Annotated in this window: 19 protein-coding genes and 1 pseudogene; 11 read left to right on the forward strand and 9 right to left on the reverse strand. The window is 71.8% G+C overall.

The window, feature by feature from the left end:
* Both QQ657_RS12280 and QQ657_RS12285 read left to right on the forward strand, forming a co-directional pair.
* A partial coding sequence (locus tag QQ657_RS12280; RefSeq protein ID WP_284742213.1) for a family 2B encapsulin nanocompartment shell protein occupies positions 1–1057 on the forward strand: 1057 nt, incomplete at its 5' end.
* 5 nt (positions 1058–1062) lie between these two features.
* Positions 1063–2452: pseudogene (locus QQ657_RS12285) on the forward strand (family 2B encapsulin nanocompartment shell protein).
* On the opposite strand, the gene QQ657_RS12290 reads toward QQ657_RS12285, so the two are convergent.
* Positions 2447–3565: a C45 family autoproteolytic acyltransferase/hydrolase gene (locus tag QQ657_RS12290; RefSeq protein ID WP_284742214.1), complete on the reverse strand. Its 1119-nt coding sequence runs from the start codon at positions 3563–3565 to the stop codon at positions 2447–2449. The pseudogene QQ657_RS12285 and the gene QQ657_RS12290 sit on opposite strands and share 6 nt — an antisense overlap.
* A 101-nt stretch (positions 3566–3666) precedes the next feature.
* Here QQ657_RS12290 and QQ657_RS12295 point away from each other — a divergent pair, with 101 nt between their 5' ends.
* The 8 genes from QQ657_RS12295 to QQ657_RS12330 all read left to right on the forward strand — a co-directional run bounded on the left by QQ657_RS12295 (position 3667) and on the right by QQ657_RS12330 (position 12478).
* Positions 3667–4557 carry a MurR/RpiR family transcriptional regulator gene (locus QQ657_RS12295; protein WP_284742215.1) on the forward strand — a complete coding sequence of 297 codons (891 nt, stop codon included), beginning with the start codon at positions 3667–3669 and terminating at the stop codon, positions 4555–4557.
* Positions 4554–5744 carry an ornithine--oxo-acid transaminase gene (gene rocD / locus QQ657_RS12300; RefSeq protein WP_284742216.1) on the forward strand — a complete coding sequence of 397 codons (1191 nt, stop codon included), beginning with the start codon at positions 4554–4556 and terminating at the stop codon, positions 5742–5744. Before QQ657_RS12295 ends, rocD begins: the two co-directional genes overlap by 4 nt.
* On the forward strand, positions 5741–6658 hold the full coding sequence (locus QQ657_RS12305; RefSeq protein WP_284742217.1) for a GDSL-type esterase/lipase family protein: 918 nt from the start codon (positions 5741–5743) through the stop codon (positions 6656–6658). Before rocD ends, QQ657_RS12305 begins: the two co-directional genes overlap by 4 nt.
* Complete coding sequence (locus QQ657_RS12310; protein WP_284742218.1) at positions 6655–7728, forward strand: isocitrate/isopropylmalate dehydrogenase family protein; 1074 nt, start codon at positions 6655–6657, stop codon at positions 7726–7728. The genes QQ657_RS12305 and QQ657_RS12310 overlap by 4 nt, the downstream gene beginning before the upstream one ends.
* Positions 7725–9473 (forward strand): aldehyde dehydrogenase family protein, encoded by a 1749-nt coding sequence (locus tag QQ657_RS12315; RefSeq protein ID WP_284742219.1) that lies wholly within the window; start codon positions 7725–7727, stop codon positions 9471–9473. Before QQ657_RS12310 ends, QQ657_RS12315 begins: the two co-directional genes overlap by 4 nt.
* A 95-nt stretch (positions 9474–9568) precedes the next feature.
* Positions 9569–11146, forward strand: coding sequence for a glucuronyl esterase domain-containing protein (locus QQ657_RS12320; RefSeq protein WP_350310668.1), 1578 nt, complete (start codon positions 9569–9571; stop codon positions 11144–11146).
* Positions 11147–11240: 94 nt separating this feature from the next.
* Positions 11241–12131 (forward strand): NAD-dependent epimerase/dehydratase family protein, encoded by an 891-nt coding sequence (locus tag QQ657_RS12325; protein WP_284742220.1) that lies wholly within the window; start codon positions 11241–11243, stop codon positions 12129–12131.
* Positions 12128–12478 carry a darcynin family protein gene (locus QQ657_RS12330; RefSeq protein WP_284742221.1) on the forward strand — a complete coding sequence of 117 codons (351 nt, stop codon included), beginning with the start codon at positions 12128–12130 and terminating at the stop codon, positions 12476–12478. Before QQ657_RS12325 ends, QQ657_RS12330 begins: the two co-directional genes overlap by 4 nt.
* Here the strand turns inward: QQ657_RS12330 and QQ657_RS12335 are convergent.
* The 6 genes from QQ657_RS12335 to QQ657_RS12360 are packed head-to-tail and all read right to left on the reverse strand — an operon-like array spanning position 12475 to position 17955.
* Complete coding sequence (locus tag QQ657_RS12335; RefSeq protein ID WP_284742222.1) at positions 12475–13476, reverse strand: proline racemase family protein; 1002 nt, start codon at positions 13474–13476, stop codon at positions 12475–12477. The genes QQ657_RS12330 and QQ657_RS12335 overlap by 4 nt on opposite strands.
* Positions 13477–14388, reverse strand: coding sequence for a dihydrodipicolinate synthase family protein (locus tag QQ657_RS12340; protein ID WP_284742223.1), 912 nt, complete (start codon positions 14386–14388; stop codon positions 13477–13479).
* Complete coding sequence (locus tag QQ657_RS12345; RefSeq protein ID WP_284742224.1) at positions 14385–15878, reverse strand: FAD/NAD(P)-dependent oxidoreductase; 1494 nt, start codon at positions 15876–15878, stop codon at positions 14385–14387. The genes QQ657_RS12340 and QQ657_RS12345 overlap by 4 nt, the downstream gene beginning before the upstream one ends.
* Positions 15875–16129 (reverse strand): (2Fe-2S)-binding protein, encoded by a 255-nt coding sequence (locus tag QQ657_RS12350; protein WP_284742225.1) that lies wholly within the window; start codon positions 16127–16129, stop codon positions 15875–15877. The genes QQ657_RS12345 and QQ657_RS12350 overlap by 4 nt, the downstream gene beginning before the upstream one ends.
* Positions 16126–17271, reverse strand: a complete 1146-nt coding sequence (locus tag QQ657_RS12355; RefSeq protein ID WP_284742226.1) for an NAD(P)/FAD-dependent oxidoreductase — start codon at positions 17269–17271, stop codon at positions 16126–16128. Before QQ657_RS12355 ends, QQ657_RS12350 begins: the two co-directional genes overlap by 4 nt.
* A gap of 60 nt (positions 17272–17331) precedes the next feature.
* Entirely contained in the window at positions 17332–17955 is a 624-nt protein-coding gene (locus QQ657_RS12360) for an XRE family transcriptional regulator (RefSeq protein WP_284742227.1), read from the reverse strand.
* A gap of 106 nt (positions 17956–18061) precedes the next feature.
* On the opposite strand from QQ657_RS12360, the gene QQ657_RS12365 reads away from it, so the two are divergent.
* Positions 18062–18565, forward strand: a complete 504-nt coding sequence (locus QQ657_RS12365) for a hypothetical protein (RefSeq protein WP_284742228.1) — start codon at positions 18062–18064, stop codon at positions 18563–18565.
* Here QQ657_RS12365 and QQ657_RS12370 read toward each other — a convergent pair.
* Both QQ657_RS12370 and QQ657_RS12375 read right to left on the reverse strand, forming a co-directional pair.
* Positions 18554–19513: a threonine ammonia-lyase gene (locus QQ657_RS12370; RefSeq protein WP_284742229.1), complete on the reverse strand. Its 960-nt coding sequence runs from the start codon at positions 19511–19513 to the stop codon at positions 18554–18556. The two genes, QQ657_RS12365 and QQ657_RS12370, sit on opposite strands and share 12 nt — an antisense overlap.
* 55 nt (positions 19514–19568) lie before the next feature.
* The gene (locus tag QQ657_RS12375; protein WP_284742230.1) at positions 19569–19988 is read right to left on the reverse strand and encodes a pyridoxamine 5'-phosphate oxidase family protein; all 420 of its coding nucleotides are present in this window, start codon (positions 19986–19988) and stop codon (positions 19569–19571) included.
* Positions 19989–20059: the final 71 nt, after the last annotated feature.

The raw sequence follows: 20059 nt of genomic DNA on the forward strand, positions 1-20059 counted from the left end.
CGGTGACGCGCTGGTCGAGTTCGGGTCCCGGGCCGACCAGGTGTTCCTCATCGCCCACGGCAAGATCACCAAGGTCGGCACCGGCGCCTACGGCGACCAGACCGTGCTGGGGACGATGGCCGACGGGGACTACTTCGGCGAGACGGCGTTGATCCGGGATGACGGGATCTGGGAGTTCACCGCCAAGGCCGTCACCACCTGCACCGTCCTCTCGCTGCCGCGGGACGTGTTCGAGGATGTCCTGTCGCGGTCGGAGACCCTGCAGGCGCATTTGGACGCGTTCATCGCCGGCGGCGCGTCCGCCCGCAACGACCACGGCGAAGCCGAGATCTCCCTCGCCTCCGGCCACGACGGTGAGCCGATGCTGCCGGGTACGTTCGTCGACTACGACGCTCAGCCGCGGGAGTACGAGCTGTCGGTGGCGCAGACGGTGTTGCGGGTGCATTCGCGGGTGGCGGATCTCTACAACCAGCCGATGAACCAGATCGAGCAGCAGCTGCGGCTGACGGTGGAGGCGTTGCGGGAACGCCAGGAACACGAACTGATCAACAACAGCGACTTCGGGTTGCTGCACAACGCCGACTTCGCCCAGCGCATCCCCACCCGCACCGGTCCCCCGACCCCGGACGACCTGGATGAGCTGCTGGCGTTGGTGTGGAAGGACCCGGGCGTGTTCCTGGCGCATCCGAAGACGATCGCGGCGTTCGGGCGGGAGTGCACCAAGGCCGGGGTCTACCCGGATGCGGTGGACATGGGTGGGCATCACGTTCCGGCGTGGCGGGGGGTGCCGATCCTGCCGTGCAACAAGATCCCGGTGACGGAGACCCGGACCAGCTCGATCCTGCTGATGCGCACCGGGGAACAGGCCCAAGGCGTGGTCGGGTTGCACCAGACCGGGCTGCCGGATGAGTACCAGCCAGGGCTGAACGTCCGGTTCATGGGTGTGTCGGAACAGGCGATCATGTCCTACCTCGTGTCGGCGTACTACTCGGCCGCGGTGCTGGTGCCGGACGCGTTGGCCGTGCTGGAAAGCGCCGAACTCGGCCGGGAGGGCTGAGCACCGTGACGGTGACGGAGGAAACGACGTCCGTGCAGCTGTCGCTGAGCGTCACAGCGGCACGGACGCTGTCCACGACGACCAAGACGCTGCCGCAGATGCGCGGCATCACCACCCGCTGGCTGCTCTCCCAGCTCCCCTGGGTCGACGTCCCCGCCGGCAGCTACCGCGTCAACCGCCGCCTCACCTACACCATCGGCGACGGCAAAGTCAGCTTCTACAACACCGGCGCCCGCATCCACGTCGTCCCCGCCGAACTCACCGAACTCGAACTCCTCCGCGGCTTCAACGACGAACAAGCGTTGAGCGCCCTCGCCGAAGCCTTCGAACAACGCGAGTACGAACCCGGCGCCGTCATCGCCACCGCCGGCGAGCCCCTCGACACGCTGATCCTCATCGCCCACGGCAAGGTCAGCCGCCACGGGCGCGGCGAGTACGGCGACGAGGTTCACCTCGGCACCGCAACGGACGGCGACCACTTCGGCGCCGACCTCCTCGCCCGCGACGACACGACGTGGACGTTCACCGCCCGCGCCGCCACCCACGTCATCGCCCTCGTCCTGCCCGCGGACGCCTACGCCCGGCTCAACGGCCGGTCCGAGCCGCTACGCGCCCACGTCGCCGAAGCCCTCGGGCGACCGCGAAAACCCCAGAACGGCAAGGGCGAAGCCAGCATCGACCTCTCCGCCGGCCACGACGGCGAACCGATGCTGTCCGGCACCTACGTCGACTACGACCCTTCACCCCGCGAGTACGACCTCGCCGTCGCACAAAACCGTGCTCCGCGTCCACAACCGCGTCACCGACCTCTACAACAACCCCATGAACCAGCTGGAACAACAACTCCGGCTCACCGTCGAAGCACTGCGGGAACGGCAAGAACACGAACTCGTCAACAACACCGACTTCGGGCTCCTGCACAACGTCGACCTCAAACACCGCCTCACCACCCGCACCGGCCCACCCACCCCCCTCGACCTCGACGACCTGCTCTGCCGACGCCGCAAAACCAAATTCTTCCTCGCCCACCCCCGCGCCATCGCCGCCTTCGGCCGCGAATGCACGCGAGCCCGCGTCTACCCGGATCCGACGGTCCTCGACGGCAAACGCGTCCAGTCCTGGCGTGGCGTCCCGATCCTGCCCTGCGACAAAATCCCGATCACCGACACCGGCACCACGTCGATCCTCGCCATGCGCACCGGCGAAGACGACGCCGGCGTCATCGGCCTCCGCCCCAAATCCCTCCCGGACGAATACCAACCCGGCTTGAACGTCCGGTTCATGGGCATCAGCGACCGCGCCGTGACGTCCTACCTGGTCAGCGCCTACCACTCCGCCGCCGTGCTCGTCCCGGACGCACTCGGCGTCCTCGACCACGTCGAAACCGGCTCATGACCCACCCGGGCCGTCGGCGATGTGCCACGGCAGCAGCTGATAGTCGCCCTCGCACGGGTTCCCGCGCAGCACGCGGTACTCCCCCGCGGTGAGGTCGACCAGGCTGCTCATGGTCGTCTTGTAGCGGCGCACGTCCGGGTCGCCCGCCCGGGGGTGCGCGCACACGCCGTGCGGGTGCCCGAAGTGGTCGCTCATGGTCTCCTGCACGACCTTGCGCACCCCCGCCGAGTCCGTGGCGTCCGCCGCCCGCGCGAGCCCGCGTTCGATGACCGGCACCCGGTACAGCGAGTCGACCGCGCCCGGCCGGTACCGCCCGTCCAGCGCCGGCGGGATGCCGTACTGGTAGTGGTTGCCGTGCACCAGAACGCCGCCCGACGCGTAGCCCCAGCGGTGGTCGAGCGGGGTGGTCTCCAGGTCGACGGCGAACCCGTCGCGGTGGGTGAAGAGCAGGTTCGTGGCGATGTGCTGCGGGACAGTGAACGGCACGCGCAAGGCGTCGCGCAGTGTCGGGCTGTCGAGGATCAGGCGGCGCAGCAACGGTTGCGGCAAGCCGGGCGGGGTGCCGAACGCGCCGTCCAGGCCGTTGGCGTTGAGCGCGAGGCCCGCCGAGTTGACGCCGTGGCGGCCGACCTGCCCCGCCTCCACCTGCATGATCACCGTCGGCTTGGGCGGCTGCACGATCCGGACCAGCACCGTCGTGGCCTCGGTCTCCGCCCGCCAGTCCCAGTTCTGTCCACAGTAGACGTGGCCGTCGGCGGTCGCCTCGGGCAGCAGCGCGAACGACGAGCAGCCGTCCATCTCCGTGAAGCCGCTGGCGTGGTTGCGCGCGATCTCGCCGCGGGCGTTGAGCGCGAGCACCTCGTCCGGGTGCACGCCGGCGCCCGCCGCGATGCCGTCCATCTCCTCGAGGAGGTCCGGGGCGTGGGCGGCGACGAGCTTCCGCCACGGCCCCACCCGCGAGACCACGTCGGCCCAGGCCAAGCCGGGCTTGAGGGCGAACGAGCGCCGGTAGTGGTCGAGCGAGCGGGCGATCTCCGACCGCGCCGCCTCACCGTGGTGACGGCCGCGGTCGGCGGGCGAGCCGCTGAGCTCCAGCAGGGGGACGGTCGGCACGGGCAGTTCCTCCGAGCGGATGTAGTGGCCATTACAGACCTTGCACCGAATGATTGATGCGTTACTATGTAGTCATTCCTACAGGGAAGTCAATGACTGACATGGACACTACAGAGCTGTCGCTGCAGGACCGGATCACCGGCCGGCTGGCGATGATGTCGAAGGCCGAGCGGAAGGTCGCGGAGTACCTGCGCACCCACAGCCGCGAAGCCATCTTCGCCACCGCCGAGCAGATCGCGGCGGCCGCCGGCACGAGCGACGCGACCGTCGTCCGGACGGCGCGTTCGCTGGGGTACGCGGGCCTGCTGGAACTGCGGCACAGCCTCACCCGGCAGGTGGTGCAGGCCACGAGCCCGGCGCCCCCACCCGGGCGGCCGGACGAGCGGGTCTCGGCCACCGCCGCCCTGCTCGAGCGCGTGTTCACCGAGGCGGCGCAGCGGCTGGCGGACACCTGGCGGCTCACCACCGAGCCCGCGTTCGACACCGCGGTCGAGACCCTGGCCGGCGCCCGCGAAGTGCTCGCCTTCGGGATCGGGCCGTCCGAATCGGTCGCCGCCTACCTGGCCCTGCGGCTGCGTCGCATCGGCCGGCGCGCCCGGGTCAGCGGCGCCACCGGCTTCCGCCTGGCCGACGACCTCCTCGAACTCGGCCGCGGCGACGTGATCGTCCTGTACTCCCCCAGCCGGCTGCTCGCCGAGCTGGAGATCGTGCTCGACCACGCCGCCGCCGTCGGCGCGCGGGCCGTGCTGATCTCCGACTCGCTCGTCCCCGTGTACGCCGACCGCGTGCACGTCTCGCTGTTCGCCGTGGACAGCGACACCGGAGCCACCGGCGAAGCCCTGCCGTCCCAGGTGCTCACCGACGCCCTCGTGCTGGCGGTGCGCGCGACGGACGAGTCCCGCGCCACCGAACGCGCCGAGCTGCTGACCGGCTTGCGATCCGAGCTCAGCCAGACCCGAACCCCCCGCCGTCCCAGGAAAGAGAGCCCGTGAGCGCGACGACCGAAGAAATCAGCCGCGTCGAGGCCGGTACCGCCCGCAACTACCACCCGCTGCCCGTCGTGCTGACCGAAGGACGCGGCGCCTGGGTCACCGACGTGGAGGGCCGGCGCTACCTCGACCTCCTCGCCGGGTACAGCGCCCTGAACTTCGGCCACGGCGACAAGGAACTCCTGTCCGTGGCCCACGAGCAGCTGGACCGGCTCACGCTGACCAGCCGCGCGTTCCACCACGACCGGCTCGGCACCTTCGGCGAAGAGCTGGCCGCGCTGGCCGGCATGGAGATGGTCCTGCCGATGAACACCGGCGCCGAAGCGGTCGAGACGGCGATCAAGGTGGCCCGGAAATGGGGCTACACGGTCAAAGGCGTGCCCGCCGGACGCGCGCGGATCGTCGTGGCGGGCGGCAACTTCCACGGCCGCACCACGACCATCGTCAGCTTCTCCGACGACCCGGTCGCGACCGCGGACTTCGGCCCGTTCACGCCGGGATTCGACACCGTCCCGTTCGGCGACGCCGAGGCACTGCGCGCGGCCGTCACCGAGGACACCGTCGCGGTGCTGATCGAGCCGGTGCAAGGGGAAGCGGGCGTGCTCCTGCCCCCGGCCGGCTACCTCGCCGCCGTCCGCGAGACCTGCACCGCGAACAACGTCCTGATGATCGCCGACGAGATCCAGTCCGGGCTCGGCCGCACCGGGCGCACCTTCGCCTGCGAACACTACGGTGTCGTGCCGGACGTCTACCTGCTCGGCAAGGCGCTCGGCGGCGGCCTGGTCCCGCTGTCGGCGGTGGTGTCCCACCGGGACGTCCTCGGCGTCCTGCGGCCGGGCCAGCACGGCAGCACCTTCGGCGGCAACCCCCTGGCCTGCGCCATCGGCACCGCCGTCGTCCGCAAGCTCGCGACCGGGGAACCGCAGCGCCGGGCCGCCGAGCTGGGCGACGTCTTCGCCGGGCTTCTCGCCGGACTGCCGAATGTCCGGGAGGTGCGCACGCTCGGCCTCTGGGCCGGTGTCGACGTCCTCGGCCGCAGCGGCCGCGACGTCTGCGAAGGGCTGCTCCGCCGCGGTGTGCTGGCGAAGGACGCCCACGGCTCGACGATCCGCCTCGCGCCGCCGCTGGTGATCGACGAGGAGGACCTGCGGCACGCCGTCGGGCAGCTCGCCGAGGAGCTCGGCTCGTGAAGGACTTCCTCCGGGGCCACGCGGAACTCGTCGAGGAGGACGGCCGGTTCGTCCCCCGCCGGCTGCCCGCCGGATCGCTGCACCCGCGGCTCGACGACGTCGCGCGGATGCCCGCCGGGGTCCGGCTCGAGTTCGACACCGTGGCGCGCGGATTCGGCTGGGACGTGCGGACCACCGCCGACATCGACGTCGTCGTCGACGGCAAGCTGGTCAGCCGCTCGCCCACGGTCCACGTCGGCGGGCTTCCGGCCGGGCGCAAGCGCGTGCGGATCTGGCTGCCGCAGTCGGCTCCCGTCAGCCTCGGGGAACTCAGCCTGAGCGGCGAGATGACGCCGGTACCCGAAGGCCCGCGCTGGATCGCCTACGGCAGCTCGATCACGCAGTGCCGGCTGGCCGCCGGGCCGTCCGAGACCTGGCCGGCCCTGGTGGCGACCGAACTGGGCTGGTCCTTGCGCTGCCTGGGGTTCGCGGGCGAATGCCACCTCGATCCCGTGGTGGCCCGGTACATCCGCGACACCGAAGCGGACGTGATCAGCCTGTGCGTCGGCGTCAACATCCACGGCGCCGCAACGTTTTCCGCGCGCTCGCTCGGGCCCGCGCTCGAAGGGTTCGTCCGCACGATCCGCGACGGCCACCCGGACACGCCGATCCTGCTCACCACTCCCCTGCACGCCCCCGAACGCGAGCGGCAGCCCAACGCGCTCGGGCTCACCCTCGCCGACGTGCGGGCCGAGGTCGCGAACGCCGCCCACGGCCTGCCCGTCGTCGACGGCCCGTCGATCCTCGGCCCCGCCGACGCCGGGCTCCTCGCCGACGGCCTCCACCCGGCCGCCGAGGGCTACCGCCTGATCGCCGAGCGGCTGCGGCCGCACCTCGCCGCGCTGCTCCCCGCAACCGAAGGACGTCACCCATGAAGATCCTGGTCCTGCCGGGCGACGGCATCGGCCCCGAAATCACCACCGCCACCCTCGACGTCCTCGCCGCGGCCGACCGGCTCCTGGGGCTCGGCTTGGAGTTCGAGACCCGCGCCATCGGGCTGGCGTCGCTGGCCACCGAGGGAACCACCTTGCCCGCCGAGGTGATGACCCGGATCCCGCAGGTGGACGGCGTCCTGCTCGGCCCGGTGTCGCACTACGAGTACCCGTCGCGTGCCGAAGGCGGCATCAACCCCTCGGCCGAACTGCGGACGGTGTTCGAGCTGTTCGCCAACGTCCGGCCGTGCCGCTCGCGGCCGGAGCTGAGCGTGCTGCGCGCCCCGATGGACCTCGTGATCGTGCGCGAGAACACCGAAGGCTTCTACTCCGACCGCAACATGCACGCGGGCACCGGCGAGTTCATGCCCGACCCCGATCTCGCGCTCTCGGTCCGCAAGGTGAGCGCGAAGGCCGCCGAGCGGGTCGCCGTGGCCGCGTTCGACCTGGCGCGCGGCCGCCGCCGCAAGGTGACCGCGGTGCACAAGGCCAACGTGCTCAAGCTGTCCGACGGGCTGTTCCTGCGCGAGGTCCGGAAGGTCGCTTCGCGGTACCCGGACGTCGAACTCGAGGAGCTGATCGTCGACGCGACGGCCGCGCTGCTCATCCGCACCCCGGACCGCTTCGACGTCCTGGTGACCACCAACATGTTCGGCGACATCCTGTCGGACGAGGCGTCCGAACTCTCCGGCGGTCTCGGCCTCGGCGGGTCGATCAACGCGGGGCACGACCTGTGCGTCGGGCAGGCCCAGCACGGGTCCGCGCCGGACATCGCCGGGCTCGGCGTCGCGAACCCGACGTCGCTCATCCTCTCCGCGGCGATGCTGCTCGACTGGCGCGGCCGCCGCGACGACGACCCCGGCCTGGTCAAGGCCGCCGCCTTGGTCACCGCGGCCGTCGACACCGTGCTCGACGACCCCGCCACCCGCACCCGCGACCTCGGCGGCTCCCTCGGCACGGCCGAATTCGCCGAGGCCGTCGCGAACGCCCTCACTAAGACTGGAGTCCGATGATCCTCTCCGTCGACCCGGCCACCGGCACCGAGCTGGCCCGGTTCACCCCGCAGTCCACTGTGGACGTCGAAGTCGCGCTCGACGCGGCCGCCGGCGCCCAGGCGCACTGGCGCACCCTCGACGTCACCGAGCGGGTGGGGCTGCTTCGGGAGCTGGCCCGCGTTCTCCGGGCCGGCAAGGAAAAGTACGCCCGGCTGATCACCGCGGAGATGGGCAAGCCGCTCGGCGAGGCCGAAGCCGAGATCGAGAAGTGCGCGGTGACGTGCGAGCACTATGCCGGGCAAGCGGCCACCTATCTCGCCGACCGGCCGATCCCGCCCGACAGCGTGGTCGTGCACGACCCGCTCGGCGTGGTGCTGGCCGTGATGCCGTGGAACTACCCGTTCTGGCAGTTCTTCCGCTTCGCGGCGCCCGCGCTCGCCGCGGGCAACGGGATCGTCCTCAAGCACGCCGGCAACGTGCCGCAGTGCGCGCTGGCCATCGCCGACGTCGTGCGGGACGCGGAAACGCCCGAAGGGCTGGTCCAGGTGCTGCTCGTGGAATCCGGCGCGGTCGCCGGGCTCATCGCGGACGACCGGATCGCGGCGGTCACCTTCACCGGGTCGACGGAGGTCGGCGCGATCATCGCCGCACAGGCCGGGGCGGCGTTGAAGAAGCAGGTCCTGGAGCTGGGCGGGTCGGACCCGTTCGTCGTGCTGGCCGACGCGGACGTGCCCGCCGCCGCGGCCACCGCCGTGAAGGCCCGGTTCGTCAACGGTGGCCAGAGCTGCGTGAACGCCAAGCGGTTCATCGTCGAAGAAGCCGTGGCCGACGAGTTCGTCCGGGAGTTCACCGCGGCGGCCGCCGCCCTGGAGGTCGGCCCGCTGGCGCGGGAGAACCTGCGCGCGACGCTGCACGACCAGGTCGGCCGGAGCGTCGACGCGGGTGCTTCCCTGCTGCTGGGCGGGAAACCGGCCGACGGGCCCGGGTACTTCTACCCGCCGACCGTGCTCGACCACGTGACGCCGGGCATGGCGGCGTTCGACGAGGAGACGTTCGGTCCGGTCGCCGCGATCACGCGCGTGGCCGATGCGGACGCGGCGATCGCGATGGCCAACCGCACGGAGTTCGGTCTCGGCGCGGCGTTGTGGACGCGCGACCTCGCCCGGGCCACCGCGCTGGTGCGCCGGTTCGAGGCGGGCGCGGTGTTCGTCAACGGGATGGTCGCGTCCGACCCGCGGCTGCCGTTCGGTGGCATCAAGAAGTCCGGGTACGGCCGGGAGCTGGGCGCCGAAGGGATCCGCGAGTTCACCAACACGAAGACCGTGTGGCGCGGCCCGGGGTCGACGTCGTTCGCGCCGTCGGTGCTGCGCCCGGCGGACCTGCCGGCGCACAACCGCGGCGGCGGCGCGAGCACCGTGCCGCTGGTGACCCGCGCGATCGGCGCGCGGGCGTTCCTCAACGGCACCACGCACTTCGAGGGCGGCGCGGGCATCCCGCTGCACACGCACAACTGCCCGGAGAGCGTGGTGATCCTCGAAGGCTCGGCGATCGTGGAGATCGACGGCGTCGAGCACCACCTGGAGCGGTTCGACACGACGTACGTGGACGCGGGCACGCCGCACCGGTTCCGCAACGCGTCGACGACCGAGCCGATGCGCATCCTGTGGACGTACGCGTCGGTGGAGGCGACGAGGACGATCGTCGCAACGGGCGTGACCACCCGGGTCGACGCCGAGCACGCGAAAGTTTCGCAATCGGGCTGAATACGAAAGTTTCGGAAGTCCTTCCCTTCTTGACGGCGGAAACGGAATGGTCCTAACGTTTTCTTCATTCCGTTTCCCCGGAAGGGAGAATCCCGGTGCGTGGTTCGAGGCTCCGTCCTGCCCTCGTCCTCCTGGCGGCCACCGCCATCGGCCTCGCCGGGGTGGTGACCATGGCCTCGGGCGCCGCCGCGGCGGTCGAGGACGACGGCGCCGACTGTCCCGTCTCCGTGCCGGCGTCGTGGCCCAGCACCGCGAAACTTCCCGATCCCTTCAAGAAGATCGACGGCACCCGGATCACCGCCAAGTCCGACTGGCGGTGCCGGCGGGAGGAGATCAAGAAGCTCGCCGAGCGGACGGTCTACGGCGAGAAGCACGCGAAGCCGGCCAGTGTCACCGGCACGGTCTCGACCACGAGCATCAGCGTGAACGTGAGCGAAAACGGCCGGAGCGCCAATTTCTCCGCGGGTGTCCAGCTGCCCAGTGGTACCGGTCCGTTCCCGGCCGTGGTCGTGGTGGGCGGATTCGGGGCGGACACCGCCACCATCAAAGCGTCCGGCGCCGCCGTCATCACCTACGATCCGCTGGCCGTCGGCAAGGAAGGCACGCCCCGGACCAACAAGCAGGGCGCGTTCTACAGCATTTACGGCTCGTCGAGCAGCACCGGGCTGCTCGCCGCCTGGGCCTGGGGCGTGAGCCGGATCATCGACGTCGTCGAGCAGTCCGGCGGCGGAGTCCTGAAGGCGGACGCGCTCGGCGTCACCGGGTGTTCGCGGTACGGGAAGAGTGCTTTCGCGATCGGTGCGTTCGACCAGCGCATCGCCCTCACCATGCCGATCGAGTCCGGCACGGCCGGCGCGCCGATCCTTCGCGGCATCCCCGGCGAAAGCGGTTCCCAGCCGCTGAGCAACGCTTACGGGGAGCAGCCGTGGTTCGGTGACGCCTTCAGCGCGTACACCGGCAATCCGGCCGCGCTGCCGGTGGACACGCACGAGATGATCGGCATGGTCGCGCCGCGCGGGCTGTTCATCATGGAGAACCCGCACATCGACTGGCTCGGCGCGCGCTCCGGCAGCGTCGCGGCATTGGCCGGCGCGGAGGTCTACAAGGCGCTGGGCGCGGGTGAGAACATCAGCTACTGGTCCGACGTCCAGGACGGCACGCACTGCGCCTCGCGGCCCGAGTGGCGGACGCCGCTGCAGCAGAACATCCAGAAGTTCCTGCTGAAGACGGGCAGCGCGGCCGGCACCTTCCGGATCTCGGGCAAGAAGGCCGGGAACCTGGCCGAGTGGCGCGATTGGTCGACGCCGGTCCTCACCGACGGCCCCGGCAGCACGACCCCCACCACTCCGACGACGCCGACCACTCCCACAACCCCGACCACGCCGGCCGGCAGCTGCACGGCTTCGGTGTCGGTGAACCAGTGGACGGGCGGGTTCGTCACGACGGTCCGCGTCACCGCCGGAACCACCGCGATCACCGGCTGGACGGTCACCGCGGCCCTGCCCGCGGGCGCCACGATCACCTCCGCGTGGAACGCCGGGCGCAGCGGCGACACCGGCACGGTCCGGTTCACGAACGTCGGCTTCAACGGCGCCCTGTCCCCCGGCCAGTCGGTGGAGTTCGGCTACCAGGGCACCGGAACCGGCACCGGGACGACCACGACTTGCGCTTGACGCAACTGTGGATTGCCGAAGTTGCGTGGCACGAACAGTACCGCGGCTCCTAGCTTCGTACTCGTAACGAGTATCCCGAAGAAGGAGCAACACCATGCACGTGTTCGTCACCGGAGCGACCGGGTGGATCGGCACGGCCGTCGTCGGCGAACTGCTCGGCGCCGGGCACGAGGTCACCGGCCTCGCCCGCTCGGACGCCGCGGCCCTCAAGCTCGCCAAGGCGGGCGCCCGGGTCCGGCGCGGCGACCTCGACGACCTCGACGGCCTCCGCGACGGCGCGATCGACGCCCACGCTGTCGTCCACCTGGGCAACAAGCACGACTGGGGCAACCCGGCGGAGAACAACCGGACCGAGCGGGCCGCCATCGAGGCGATGGCGGGCGCGCTCGCCGGCACCGACCGGCCGTTCGTGCTCGCCGGCGCCCTCGCGGGCCTGGTCCAGGGCCGGCCCGCGGTCGAAACCGACGTGTCCCCGGCGGTCGGCCCGGACTCGATGCGCGGCGGCGGGGAGAACCTCGCCCTCGAGTACGTCGACAAGGGAGTCCGGGTGGTCAGCGTCCGCTTCGCGCCGTCGGTCCACGGCGCCGGCGACCACGGGTTCCTGGCGTCCGTCACGGCGGCGGCCCGCAAGCACGGCGTGTCCGGGTACATCGGCGACGGCGACGCCGCCTGGTCCGCGGTGCACCGCCCGGCCGCGGCTCAGGTCGTCCGGCTGGGCCTGGAAGGAGCACCGGCGGGGTCGCGGCTGCACGCCGTCGCCGAAGAAGCCGTGACGACGCGGGAGATCGCCGAGGCGATCGGGCGCACGCTCGACCTGCCGGTGGTGTCGGTCGCACCCGAGAACGCCGTCGAGCACTTCGGGTTCATCGGCCGGTTCTTCGGCCTGGACATGTCCGCGTCCAACTCCCACACCCGCGAACTGCTCGGCTGGACGCCCTCCGGGCCGACGCTGGTCGAGGACATCGAAGCGGGGGCCTACGCGTGACCCCGGCCGTAACCGCCTTCATGCTGGTGAAGACGACGCCCGAGTGGCTGGCCTTGACCGTCGAGCAGCGGATCGAAGCGTTCCGCACCGAGGTCGTCCCGGCGATCGAGGAGAAGGCGAAAGGCGTCCGATCGCGCTTCTACGACACCGAGTTCTACTCGGCGCGCGTGACCGACGTGTGGGTGTGGGAGGCCGTCGACCACGCGGCGTACCAGCACCTGGTCGACGCCCTCCGCGAAACTCCCTTCTGGGACCGCTGGTTCGAGGTCGCCGAGATCCTGGTCGGCGTCGAGAACGGGTACGCGAACAACTACGGTGTCGACGCGGTCGCCAGCATCACGTCCTAGAGCACGAACCCGGCCGGGAAGGGGTCGTCCGGGTCGAGGAGGTAGGTGGCCGTGCCGGTGATCCACGCCCGGCCCGAGAACTCGGGGATCACCGCCGGCACCCCTCCCACCTCGGTCTCCCCCACCAGCTCGCCGGTGAACGTCGTGCCGATGAAGGAACTGTTCTCGAACGGCGTGTGCAGCGGCAGCTCGCCGCGGCCGTGCAGCTGGGCCATCCGGGCGGACGTGCCGGTGCCGCACGGCGACCGGTCGAACCAGCCCGGGTGGATCGCCATCGCGTTCCGCGACGCCCGCGCGTCCGAGCCCGGGGCGAGGAACTGGACGTGCTTGCATCCGCCGATCAGCGGGTCGGCCGGGTGTTTCGGCGGGCGCTGCTCGTTGATCGCGCCCATGATCGACAGGCCGGCGCCCAGGATGCGGTCCTTTTCGGACCGTTCGAACGGGATGTCCACTTGGGACAGTTCGAGGATGGCGTAGAAGTTCCCGCCGTAGGCCAGGTCGTAGCGCACCTCGCCGAGGCCGGGCACGTCCACGACGGCGTCGCGCTCGGCGAGGAACGACGCGACGTTGCGGAGCTTGACCCGTTCGGCGCGGCCGTCGCGGACGGTCACTTCCGCGTGCACGAGCCCAGCCGGGGTGTCCAGGCGCACGACGGTCGTCGGTTCGGTCACCTCGACCATGCCGGTCTCGACCAGCACCGTCGCGACGCCGATGGTGCCGTGGCCGCACATCGGCAGGCAGCCGGACACCTCGATGTACACGACACCCCAGTCGGCGTCGTCGCGGCTGGGCGGCTGCAGGATAGCGCCGCTCATCGCCGAGTGCCCGCGCGGCTCGTGCATGAGGAACTGCCGGATGTGGTCGAGGTGTTCCATGAAGTACCGGCGGCGTTCGGCCATCGTGGCGCCGGGGATCGGGCCGACGCCGCCGGTCACCACCCGCGTGGGCATGCCCTCGGTGTGCGAGTCGACCGCCGTGATCGCGCGCGAGGACCGCACCTACGCCACCCCCAGCGCGGCCAGCGCACGGCCCATGTCGGCGCGAACTTGCTCGCGCTGGCCGTCGGACAGCGGTCCCCGCGGCGGGCGGCACGGCCCGCCGTAGCGGCCCACCATGTCCATGCCGAGCTTGATGGCCTGGACGAACTCGGTGCGCGAATCCCAGCGGAACGCGGCCACCAGCGGCTCGTACAGGGCGCGGGCCTCGTCGAGCTTGCCCGCCGTGGCCAGTTCGAACAGGCGCGCCGACTCGGCCGGGAAGACGTTCGGGAAGCCGGCGAACCAGCCGGTCGCGCCCATCAGCAGGCTTTCCAGGACGACGTCGTCGGCGCCGCTGATCACGGCCAGCTCCGGGGCGCGTTCGCGGATCTCCAGCACGCGCCGGACGTCGCCGGAGAACTCCTTGACGGCCACGATGTTGTCGATCTGCGCGATCTCGGCCAGCAGGTCGGGGGTGAGGTCGACCTTGGTGTCGAAGGGGTTGTTGTAGACCATCACCGGGAGGCCGACCGACGCGACCGCTTCGAAGTGGGCGAGCACCTCGCCGCGGTTGGCGCGGTAGAGCGTCGGCGGGAGGCAGAGCACGCCGTGCGCGCCGTCTTCGGCCGCCGCCTCCGCCCACTGCTTGGCTTGGTGCGCACCGGGTCCGTGGACGCCGACGACGACGATCCCGTCTTCTCCGACAGCTTCGATGGCGGTGCGGGCGACGCGGCGGCGTTCGTCGTCGGTGAGCGAGGAGTACTCGCCGAGGGAGCCGTTCGGGCCGACGCCGCGGCAGCCGTTCTCGACGAGCCAGCGGCAGTGTTCGGCGTAGGCGTCGTAGTCGACGGCCAGCCCGGCGGGCGCGCTGTCGTCGGTTTTGTACGGCAGCGCGGCGGCGACGACCACGCCGCCGAGGTCGCGGGTGCTCATGCTGGGGTCTCCTTCGGGTCGGCGAGTTCGCCCAGGCGGATCGGCTGGGCGATCGGACGGTGGTGGCGTTCGGCGCCGCCGCACAGGTCGGCGACGGTGGGCCCGCACATCCGGCCTTGGCACGGGCCGAGGCCGGCGCGGGTGCCGAGCTTGAGGGCGTGCGGGCCCGGCATGACCGGGTCGTCGGCGGCGCTTTTCAGTTCCCCGTACGAGGTTTCCTCGCAGCGGCAGACGATCGTGTCGTCACGCAGCCAGCCGGGCCAGGCGGCGCCGATGGGGTGAGCGGTCTTCAGCCGCTGCGCGAATTTCCTGGTGCGGTCACGCTCGCGCAGCAGCGCCCGGCTCGGCGTACCCCCGGCGGCGACGCATCCCGCGACGGCGCCCTCGGCTCGTGCGGCGTCCGCACCGCCGATCCCGGTGATCTCCCCGGCGGCGAAGACATGCGCGACGCTGGTGCGTTGGTGGTCGTCGGTTCGGACGAACCCACCGTCGAGCGCACACCCGGCGGCGACGGCGAGTTCGGGTTGCGGCGTGAAGCCGTGCCCGGCGCAGACGGCATCGACGTCGTAGGTGCGTTCGGTGCCGGGCACGACGGACCAGTCCGCGCGAACCCGGGCGGTGACGGCTTCGCGGACCCGATCGTCCCCGCGGGCTTCGACGACGGCGCGGCCCAGGAGGTAGGGGACGCGGTGCCGGGCGAGGGTGGCGGCGTAGCGGGTGAGTTCGCCGGCTTTGCGGGTGGGGAAGCGCCATCCTTTGAGGATGGTCGTGGCAGGGTTGGTCTCCAGGACAGCGGCGACTTCGACCCCGATGCCCAGCAGCGACGCGGCAACGGGCAGCAGGAAGGGCCCGGCCCCGGCAACGAGAACGCGCTTTCCGACGGCGACCCGTTCGCCCTTGGCGAGCGCCTGCGCGGCGCCCGCGGTGAAGACGCCGGGCAGCTGCCAGCCGGGGAAGGGCAGGGTGCGATCGTGCGCGCCGGTGGCGAGGATCAGGGCGTCGGGTTCGAGGGTGTGGCGGGTTCGGCCGGAGCCGTCTGCCGGGCCGCGCAGGACGTGGAGCCGCAGCTTCGCTCCTCGCCTGGCGGCTCCGGGCTCCGCGGCCGCCCCGGGATCGCCGGCCGCACGGGCGGCAGCCGCGGGGTCACCCGCCACAGCATCGCCGACGGCATGGGCAGTCCCACGATCGCCCGCCACGGCATCGCCAACTGCGGGATCGCCGATCGCAAAGGTGGCAGCCGCGGAATCATCCACCCCGGCATCGCCAGCCGCAGTAGCCTCGAGGGCCCACACCGTGCTCTCCGGCCACCACTCGCACCGTGCCAGCAGTCCCTCGAACCCGGTCTGCCCCACGCCGTACAACGTCCGGTGGTACTGCCCACCCGGAGCGTCCGACTGATCCAGAACCGTCACCAGCGCCCCGGCCCGCAGCGCGGCTTCCGCGGCCGCGAGCCCCGCGGGCCCGGCGCCGACCACGACCACCCTCCTCATACCCCCTCCTGACGAGACTGCGTCCGGATCTCATCCCCGTCGACAGCACGGCGGCGGCAAGCCCGAACGTCCGGCACTCCATTCACCGTCACCACGCAGTCGAAGCACGCGCCGATCCCGCAGAAAACACCTCGAGGCTCCCCTGAGCGCGTAGTGCGCCACGATATCCGCCCGGCGGCCAGCAGCACCCCAGCAACGGTCTGCCCCTCGATTCCCGAAAGGGCCTCACCATCGACGGTGATCTCGATCATGCGACCACCGCCGGACGGTCCACCGTGAACTCCTCCACCGGCATCGACAGCGAAACCCCCGTCAGCAGCTCACGCAACAGCCTCGCCGTACCGACGCTCAGGCCGATGCCCGCCCCTTCGTGTCCCGTTGCGTGCCAAAGGTTTCCGACCCGAGGATCCTCGCCGAGGACCGGGAGGTGATCGTCCACATAGGGCCGGAACCCGCCGTACGCGCGCATCACCGCGGCGTCGGCCAGGGACGGGAACAGCCGCAGCGCCTTGGCCGCAATAGCGCTCAAAACGCCCGGGATGATCGCCTCGTCGAAGCCCACCCGGCGGCGGGACGAGCCGATCAGGATCGTGCCGCCGCGCGTCGACTCGACCACCGCCGACGTCTGCAGCTCGCCGTCGCCGGAGCCGACCGCTCCGACGTAGTCCGCGTCGTACACCTTGTGCCGCACCACCCCGGGCATCGGCGTGGTCACCAGCACCTCGCCGCGCCGGGGCCGGACCGCGATCGGGGCGCCCAGGCGCGCCGAAACCTCCCCCGCCCACGGGCCCGCCGCGTTCACGACGACGTCGGCGTCGAGGACCTCGCCGGGCACGCGGACCCCGGTGATCCGGCCGCCGCGGACGACGGCGCCGATCACCTCCGTGTCAGTCCGCAGGCGGGCGCCGTGCGCGAGGGCCGAGCCGAGCAGGGCCAGTGTCGCGCCGGCCGGCTGGACCTGCGCGTCTTCCGGGTAGCGGACCGCGGCGGTCACCTCGCGGGTCAACGCGGGTTCGGCCGCCGCGAGGTCCACTGTGGACAGTGATTCGGTGAGCACCCCGGCTTCGGCCTGCTCGGCGGCGAACGCCGTGAGCGCACTGGCGCCGGCTTCGGTGGTCGCCACGACGATGCCGCCCTTGGGGTCGAACTCGCAAGCGTCGCCGAGTTCGGCCGCGATCTCCGGCCACAGCCGGGCCGAAAGCTGCGCGAGCCGGAGTTCGGCGCCCGGGCCCTTGTCCGACACGAGGAGGTTGCCTTCGCCGTGGGAAGTCGTGCCGCCCGCGGGCCGGCCGCGGTCGACGACCAGGACGTCGAACCCGGCGAGGCTCAGCTCCCGGGCGCACGCCGCCCCGACGACGCCGGCCCCGATCACCACCGCCCGCGTTCGGTTCATCGACCCTCCGGTGTTCGGTAAAGCGAACGATCGGAGGTTAAGTCTCGCGGGGCGCGGGTGTCAATCCTGCAAGACGGGGTGGGGTCGTCCGTCGAGGCGTTCGCCCGCCCGGTACTGGAGCAGCAGCACCGAGTGCACCGGGGCTTCGAGCGCGGTGTAGCTGTGCGGCTCGCCGGCGTCGAAGGCGACGTAGTCCCCAGGCCCGAGGTCGACCGTCCGCCCACCGACCTCGACGCGCAGCCCACCGGTCTGGACGACGGTGTGCTCGACCCCGACGTGCCCCTGCGACCGCTGCGGCGCATCGCCGCGCACAACCTGGTCGTAAACCTCGAAAACGCTGTTCTCGGCCTCGATCCGGCGCAGCGGCCGCAGGTCGATGCCCTCGCCGCGGAGCACCTCGACGTCGGCCGCGCGCACGACGGTCAGCCCGCCGCGGGGCCGGTGGTCGAGCAGGTCGGAGATGGCCACTTCCAGCGCGCGGGACAGGCTGAAGACGGTCTCGATCGTCGGGTTGCCGGTGCCGGCTTCCAGCTGCGAAAGGGTCGCCTTGCCGATCCCGGACCGCCGCGAGAGCTCGGACAGCGACAGGCCCCGCGCCGCCCGCGCGGCCCGCAGGTTGACGGCGAGCATGTCGCGGATCGACGGCTCGGCCACGGGTGTCCCGCCGTTCGGTAAAGCGTCCATCGAGCCCCGTCTCCGTTCGGTTTGCCGATCGGGCCACGGCCATGATGACACGTCGGGCGCCGTGCCAGAATCACCGTGCCTGATCACCACCCTGGGGGAACCGTCCGTGGACATCTCGTTTTCGTTCGTCTTCACGCCCGAAATGGCGAAGCGGTCGTACCGCGCGTGCCACCCGAGCGCCCCGGTGGCCCGGTGGCTGCCGGCCGTGATCTACGTGGTGCTCGGCGTCCTCGCGCTGGCCGAAGCACTGCGGAGTTCGCCGCCGGACCCGGTCGGGCTCGGCGTCGGCTGCGTGGTCCTGCTGCTGGGCCTGGGCTGGCCGGTCTTCCAGGCGCGGCGGATCGCCCGGCTGCTGCGGCCGTTCGCCGAGCCCGCGACCAGCCGGATCGTCCTGACCAACGCCGAGTACGCGGCCGAATCGCCCGGACGGACGATGACCCGGGAGTGGGCCACCTTCAAGAGCGTCGCGCTGGTCCGGGGGTTCTGGGTGCTGAAGATCGAGGCCGAGGGCAAGGTCGCGTTCCCGGCGGACGCCCTGGACGCCCCGCGGACCGAGGTGTTCCGGGCCGCCATGCGCGAGAAGGGCCTGCTGGCCGGCTCAAAGGCCTAGCCACCGCCGGTACGCGGGCAGGTCGACGTTGCCGCCGCAGACGATGGTCACCACGTGGCGCCCGGCGAAGCGGTCACGGTCTTCGAGGATCGCCGCGAGGCCGAGCGCCGCCGACGGCTCCACCACCAGGCCCGCGTGCTCCAGGAACAGCCGCATCCCCGCGATGATCGACGGCTCCCGCACCAGGACGGCGTCGTCGGCCACGGCGAGCAGGTCGTCGAGGACCTCCGGGATCGGGAACCGGCCGGCCACGCCGTCGGCGATCGTGTCGGCCGAGTCCGTCGTGACGACGTGCTGCGCGCGCCAGGACAGCGTCATCGCCGGTGCGCCCGCCGGCTGGACGGCGATCACTTCCGTGTCCGGGGCGCGGGTCTTCAGGACGTGACCGACCCCGGTGGCCATCGCGCCGCCGCCGAGGGCGACGAGGACCGCGTCGAACGGCCCGGCGTCCGCCAGTTCCAGGCCGATCGTCGCCGCGCCTTCGCAGGTCTCGACGTCCAGGCTGTCCTCGACCAGGCGCACGCCCCGCTCCCGGGCGAGCGCCACCGCGCGGGAGCGGGCCAGTTCGAAGTCGCCGTCCACCAGTTCCAGGCCGGCACCGAGCGCGCGGATGCGCTCGAGCTTCGCCGCCGGCGCGAACCTCGACGCCACGACGGTGACGTCGATCCCCCGGCTCCGCCCAGACAACGCGAGGGCCTGGCCGAGGTTGCCCGCGCTGGCACACACGGCGGCCCGCTCGTCACGCCCGGCGAGGCCGTCCACGACGAGTTCGGTGCCGCGGCCCTTGAAGCTGCGGACTGGGTTCGCGGTCTCGAGCTTGACGCTCACCCGGCAGCCGAGCTCGCGTTCCAGGGGCTCGCAGCGGTAGAGCGGGCTGTCGAGGAAGACCGGGTCGATCACCCGGCGGGCGGCCCGGATCCGGTCGAGGTCGAGACGCGTTTCCGGCACGGTCCCGGAGCATAACGGCGATCGACCGGGCAAGCCCGGGATGGCCCAGCGGGCGCTACCCCGGGAGCGGCACCTCGTGGAATTCCGGCGTGGCCCCGCGGAAGTCGCCGAACCGGGCCCACGCGAGCTCGACCCGCAGGACGACGACGGCGCCCGCGTCGAAGGAGCCCGCGAACTCCGGGAACGCCGCCACGTAGGCGGCCGTGCAGCGGTCGAGGTCCGCGCCGGCCGGGAAGCCGGCCGTGCCTTCACCCTGCAGGGTCGTGCCGTCCGGACCGCCGATGACCACCGCCACCCGGCCGTCGCGGCGCAGGTTCGCGACCTTGCGCGAGTCCGGCTTGGCGTCGAACACCAGCTCGCCGCGGTCGGTGACGGCGAAGGTGAGGTAAGCGGCCTGCGGCTGCCCGCCCGGCCCGAGTGTCGAGACGACGCCCGCACGCTGCGCCCGTACGTAGTCGATCAAGTCCACGGTCACGGATCCGACGGTATCTCCCCGGCCGCCCAGTGCCTCCTAATAGCATCCGAGGGGAGCGACAGGGGGAACGG

Origin of the sequence: Amycolatopsis ponsaeliensis (genome assembly GCF_030182635.1) — a bacterium.
GTDB classification, from domain to species: domain Bacteria; phylum Actinomycetota; class Actinomycetes; order Mycobacteriales; family Pseudonocardiaceae; genus Amycolatopsis; species Amycolatopsis ponsaeliensis.

Excerpts from the sequence above, each read along its gene's own strand:
- QQ657_RS12295 (WP_284742215.1), top strand. The coding sequence starts at position 3,667 with ATGGACACTACAGAGCTGTCGCTGCAGGACCGGATCACCGGCCGGCTG.
- QQ657_RS12310 (WP_284742218.1), top strand. The coding sequence starts at position 6,655 with ATGAAGATCCTGGTCCTGCCGGGCGACGGCATCGGCCCCGAAATCACC.
- QQ657_RS12315 (WP_284742219.1), top strand. The coding sequence starts at position 7,725 with ATGATCCTCTCCGTCGACCCGGCCACCGGCACCGAGCTGGCCCGGTTC.
- QQ657_RS12325 (WP_284742220.1), top strand. The coding sequence starts at position 11,241 with ATGCACGTGTTCGTCACCGGAGCGACCGGGTGGATCGGCACGGCCGTC.
- QQ657_RS12340 (WP_284742223.1), bottom strand. The coding sequence starts at position 14,388 with ATGAGCACCCGCGACCTCGGCGGCGTGGTCGTCGCCGCCGCGCTGCCG.
- QQ657_RS12345 (WP_284742224.1), bottom strand. The coding sequence starts at position 15,878 with ATGAGGAGGGTGGTCGTGGTCGGCGCCGGGCCCGCGGGGCTCGCGGCC.
- QQ657_RS12350 (WP_284742225.1), bottom strand. The coding sequence starts at position 16,129 with ATGATCGAGATCACCGTCGATGGTGAGGCCCTTTCGGGAATCGAGGGG.
- QQ657_RS12355 (WP_284742226.1), bottom strand. The coding sequence starts at position 17,271 with ATGAACCGAACGCGGGCGGTGGTGATCGGGGCCGGCGTCGTCGGGGCG.
- QQ657_RS12360 (WP_284742227.1), bottom strand. The coding sequence starts at position 17,955 with ATGGACGCTTTACCGAACGGCGGGACACCCGTGGCCGAGCCGTCGATC.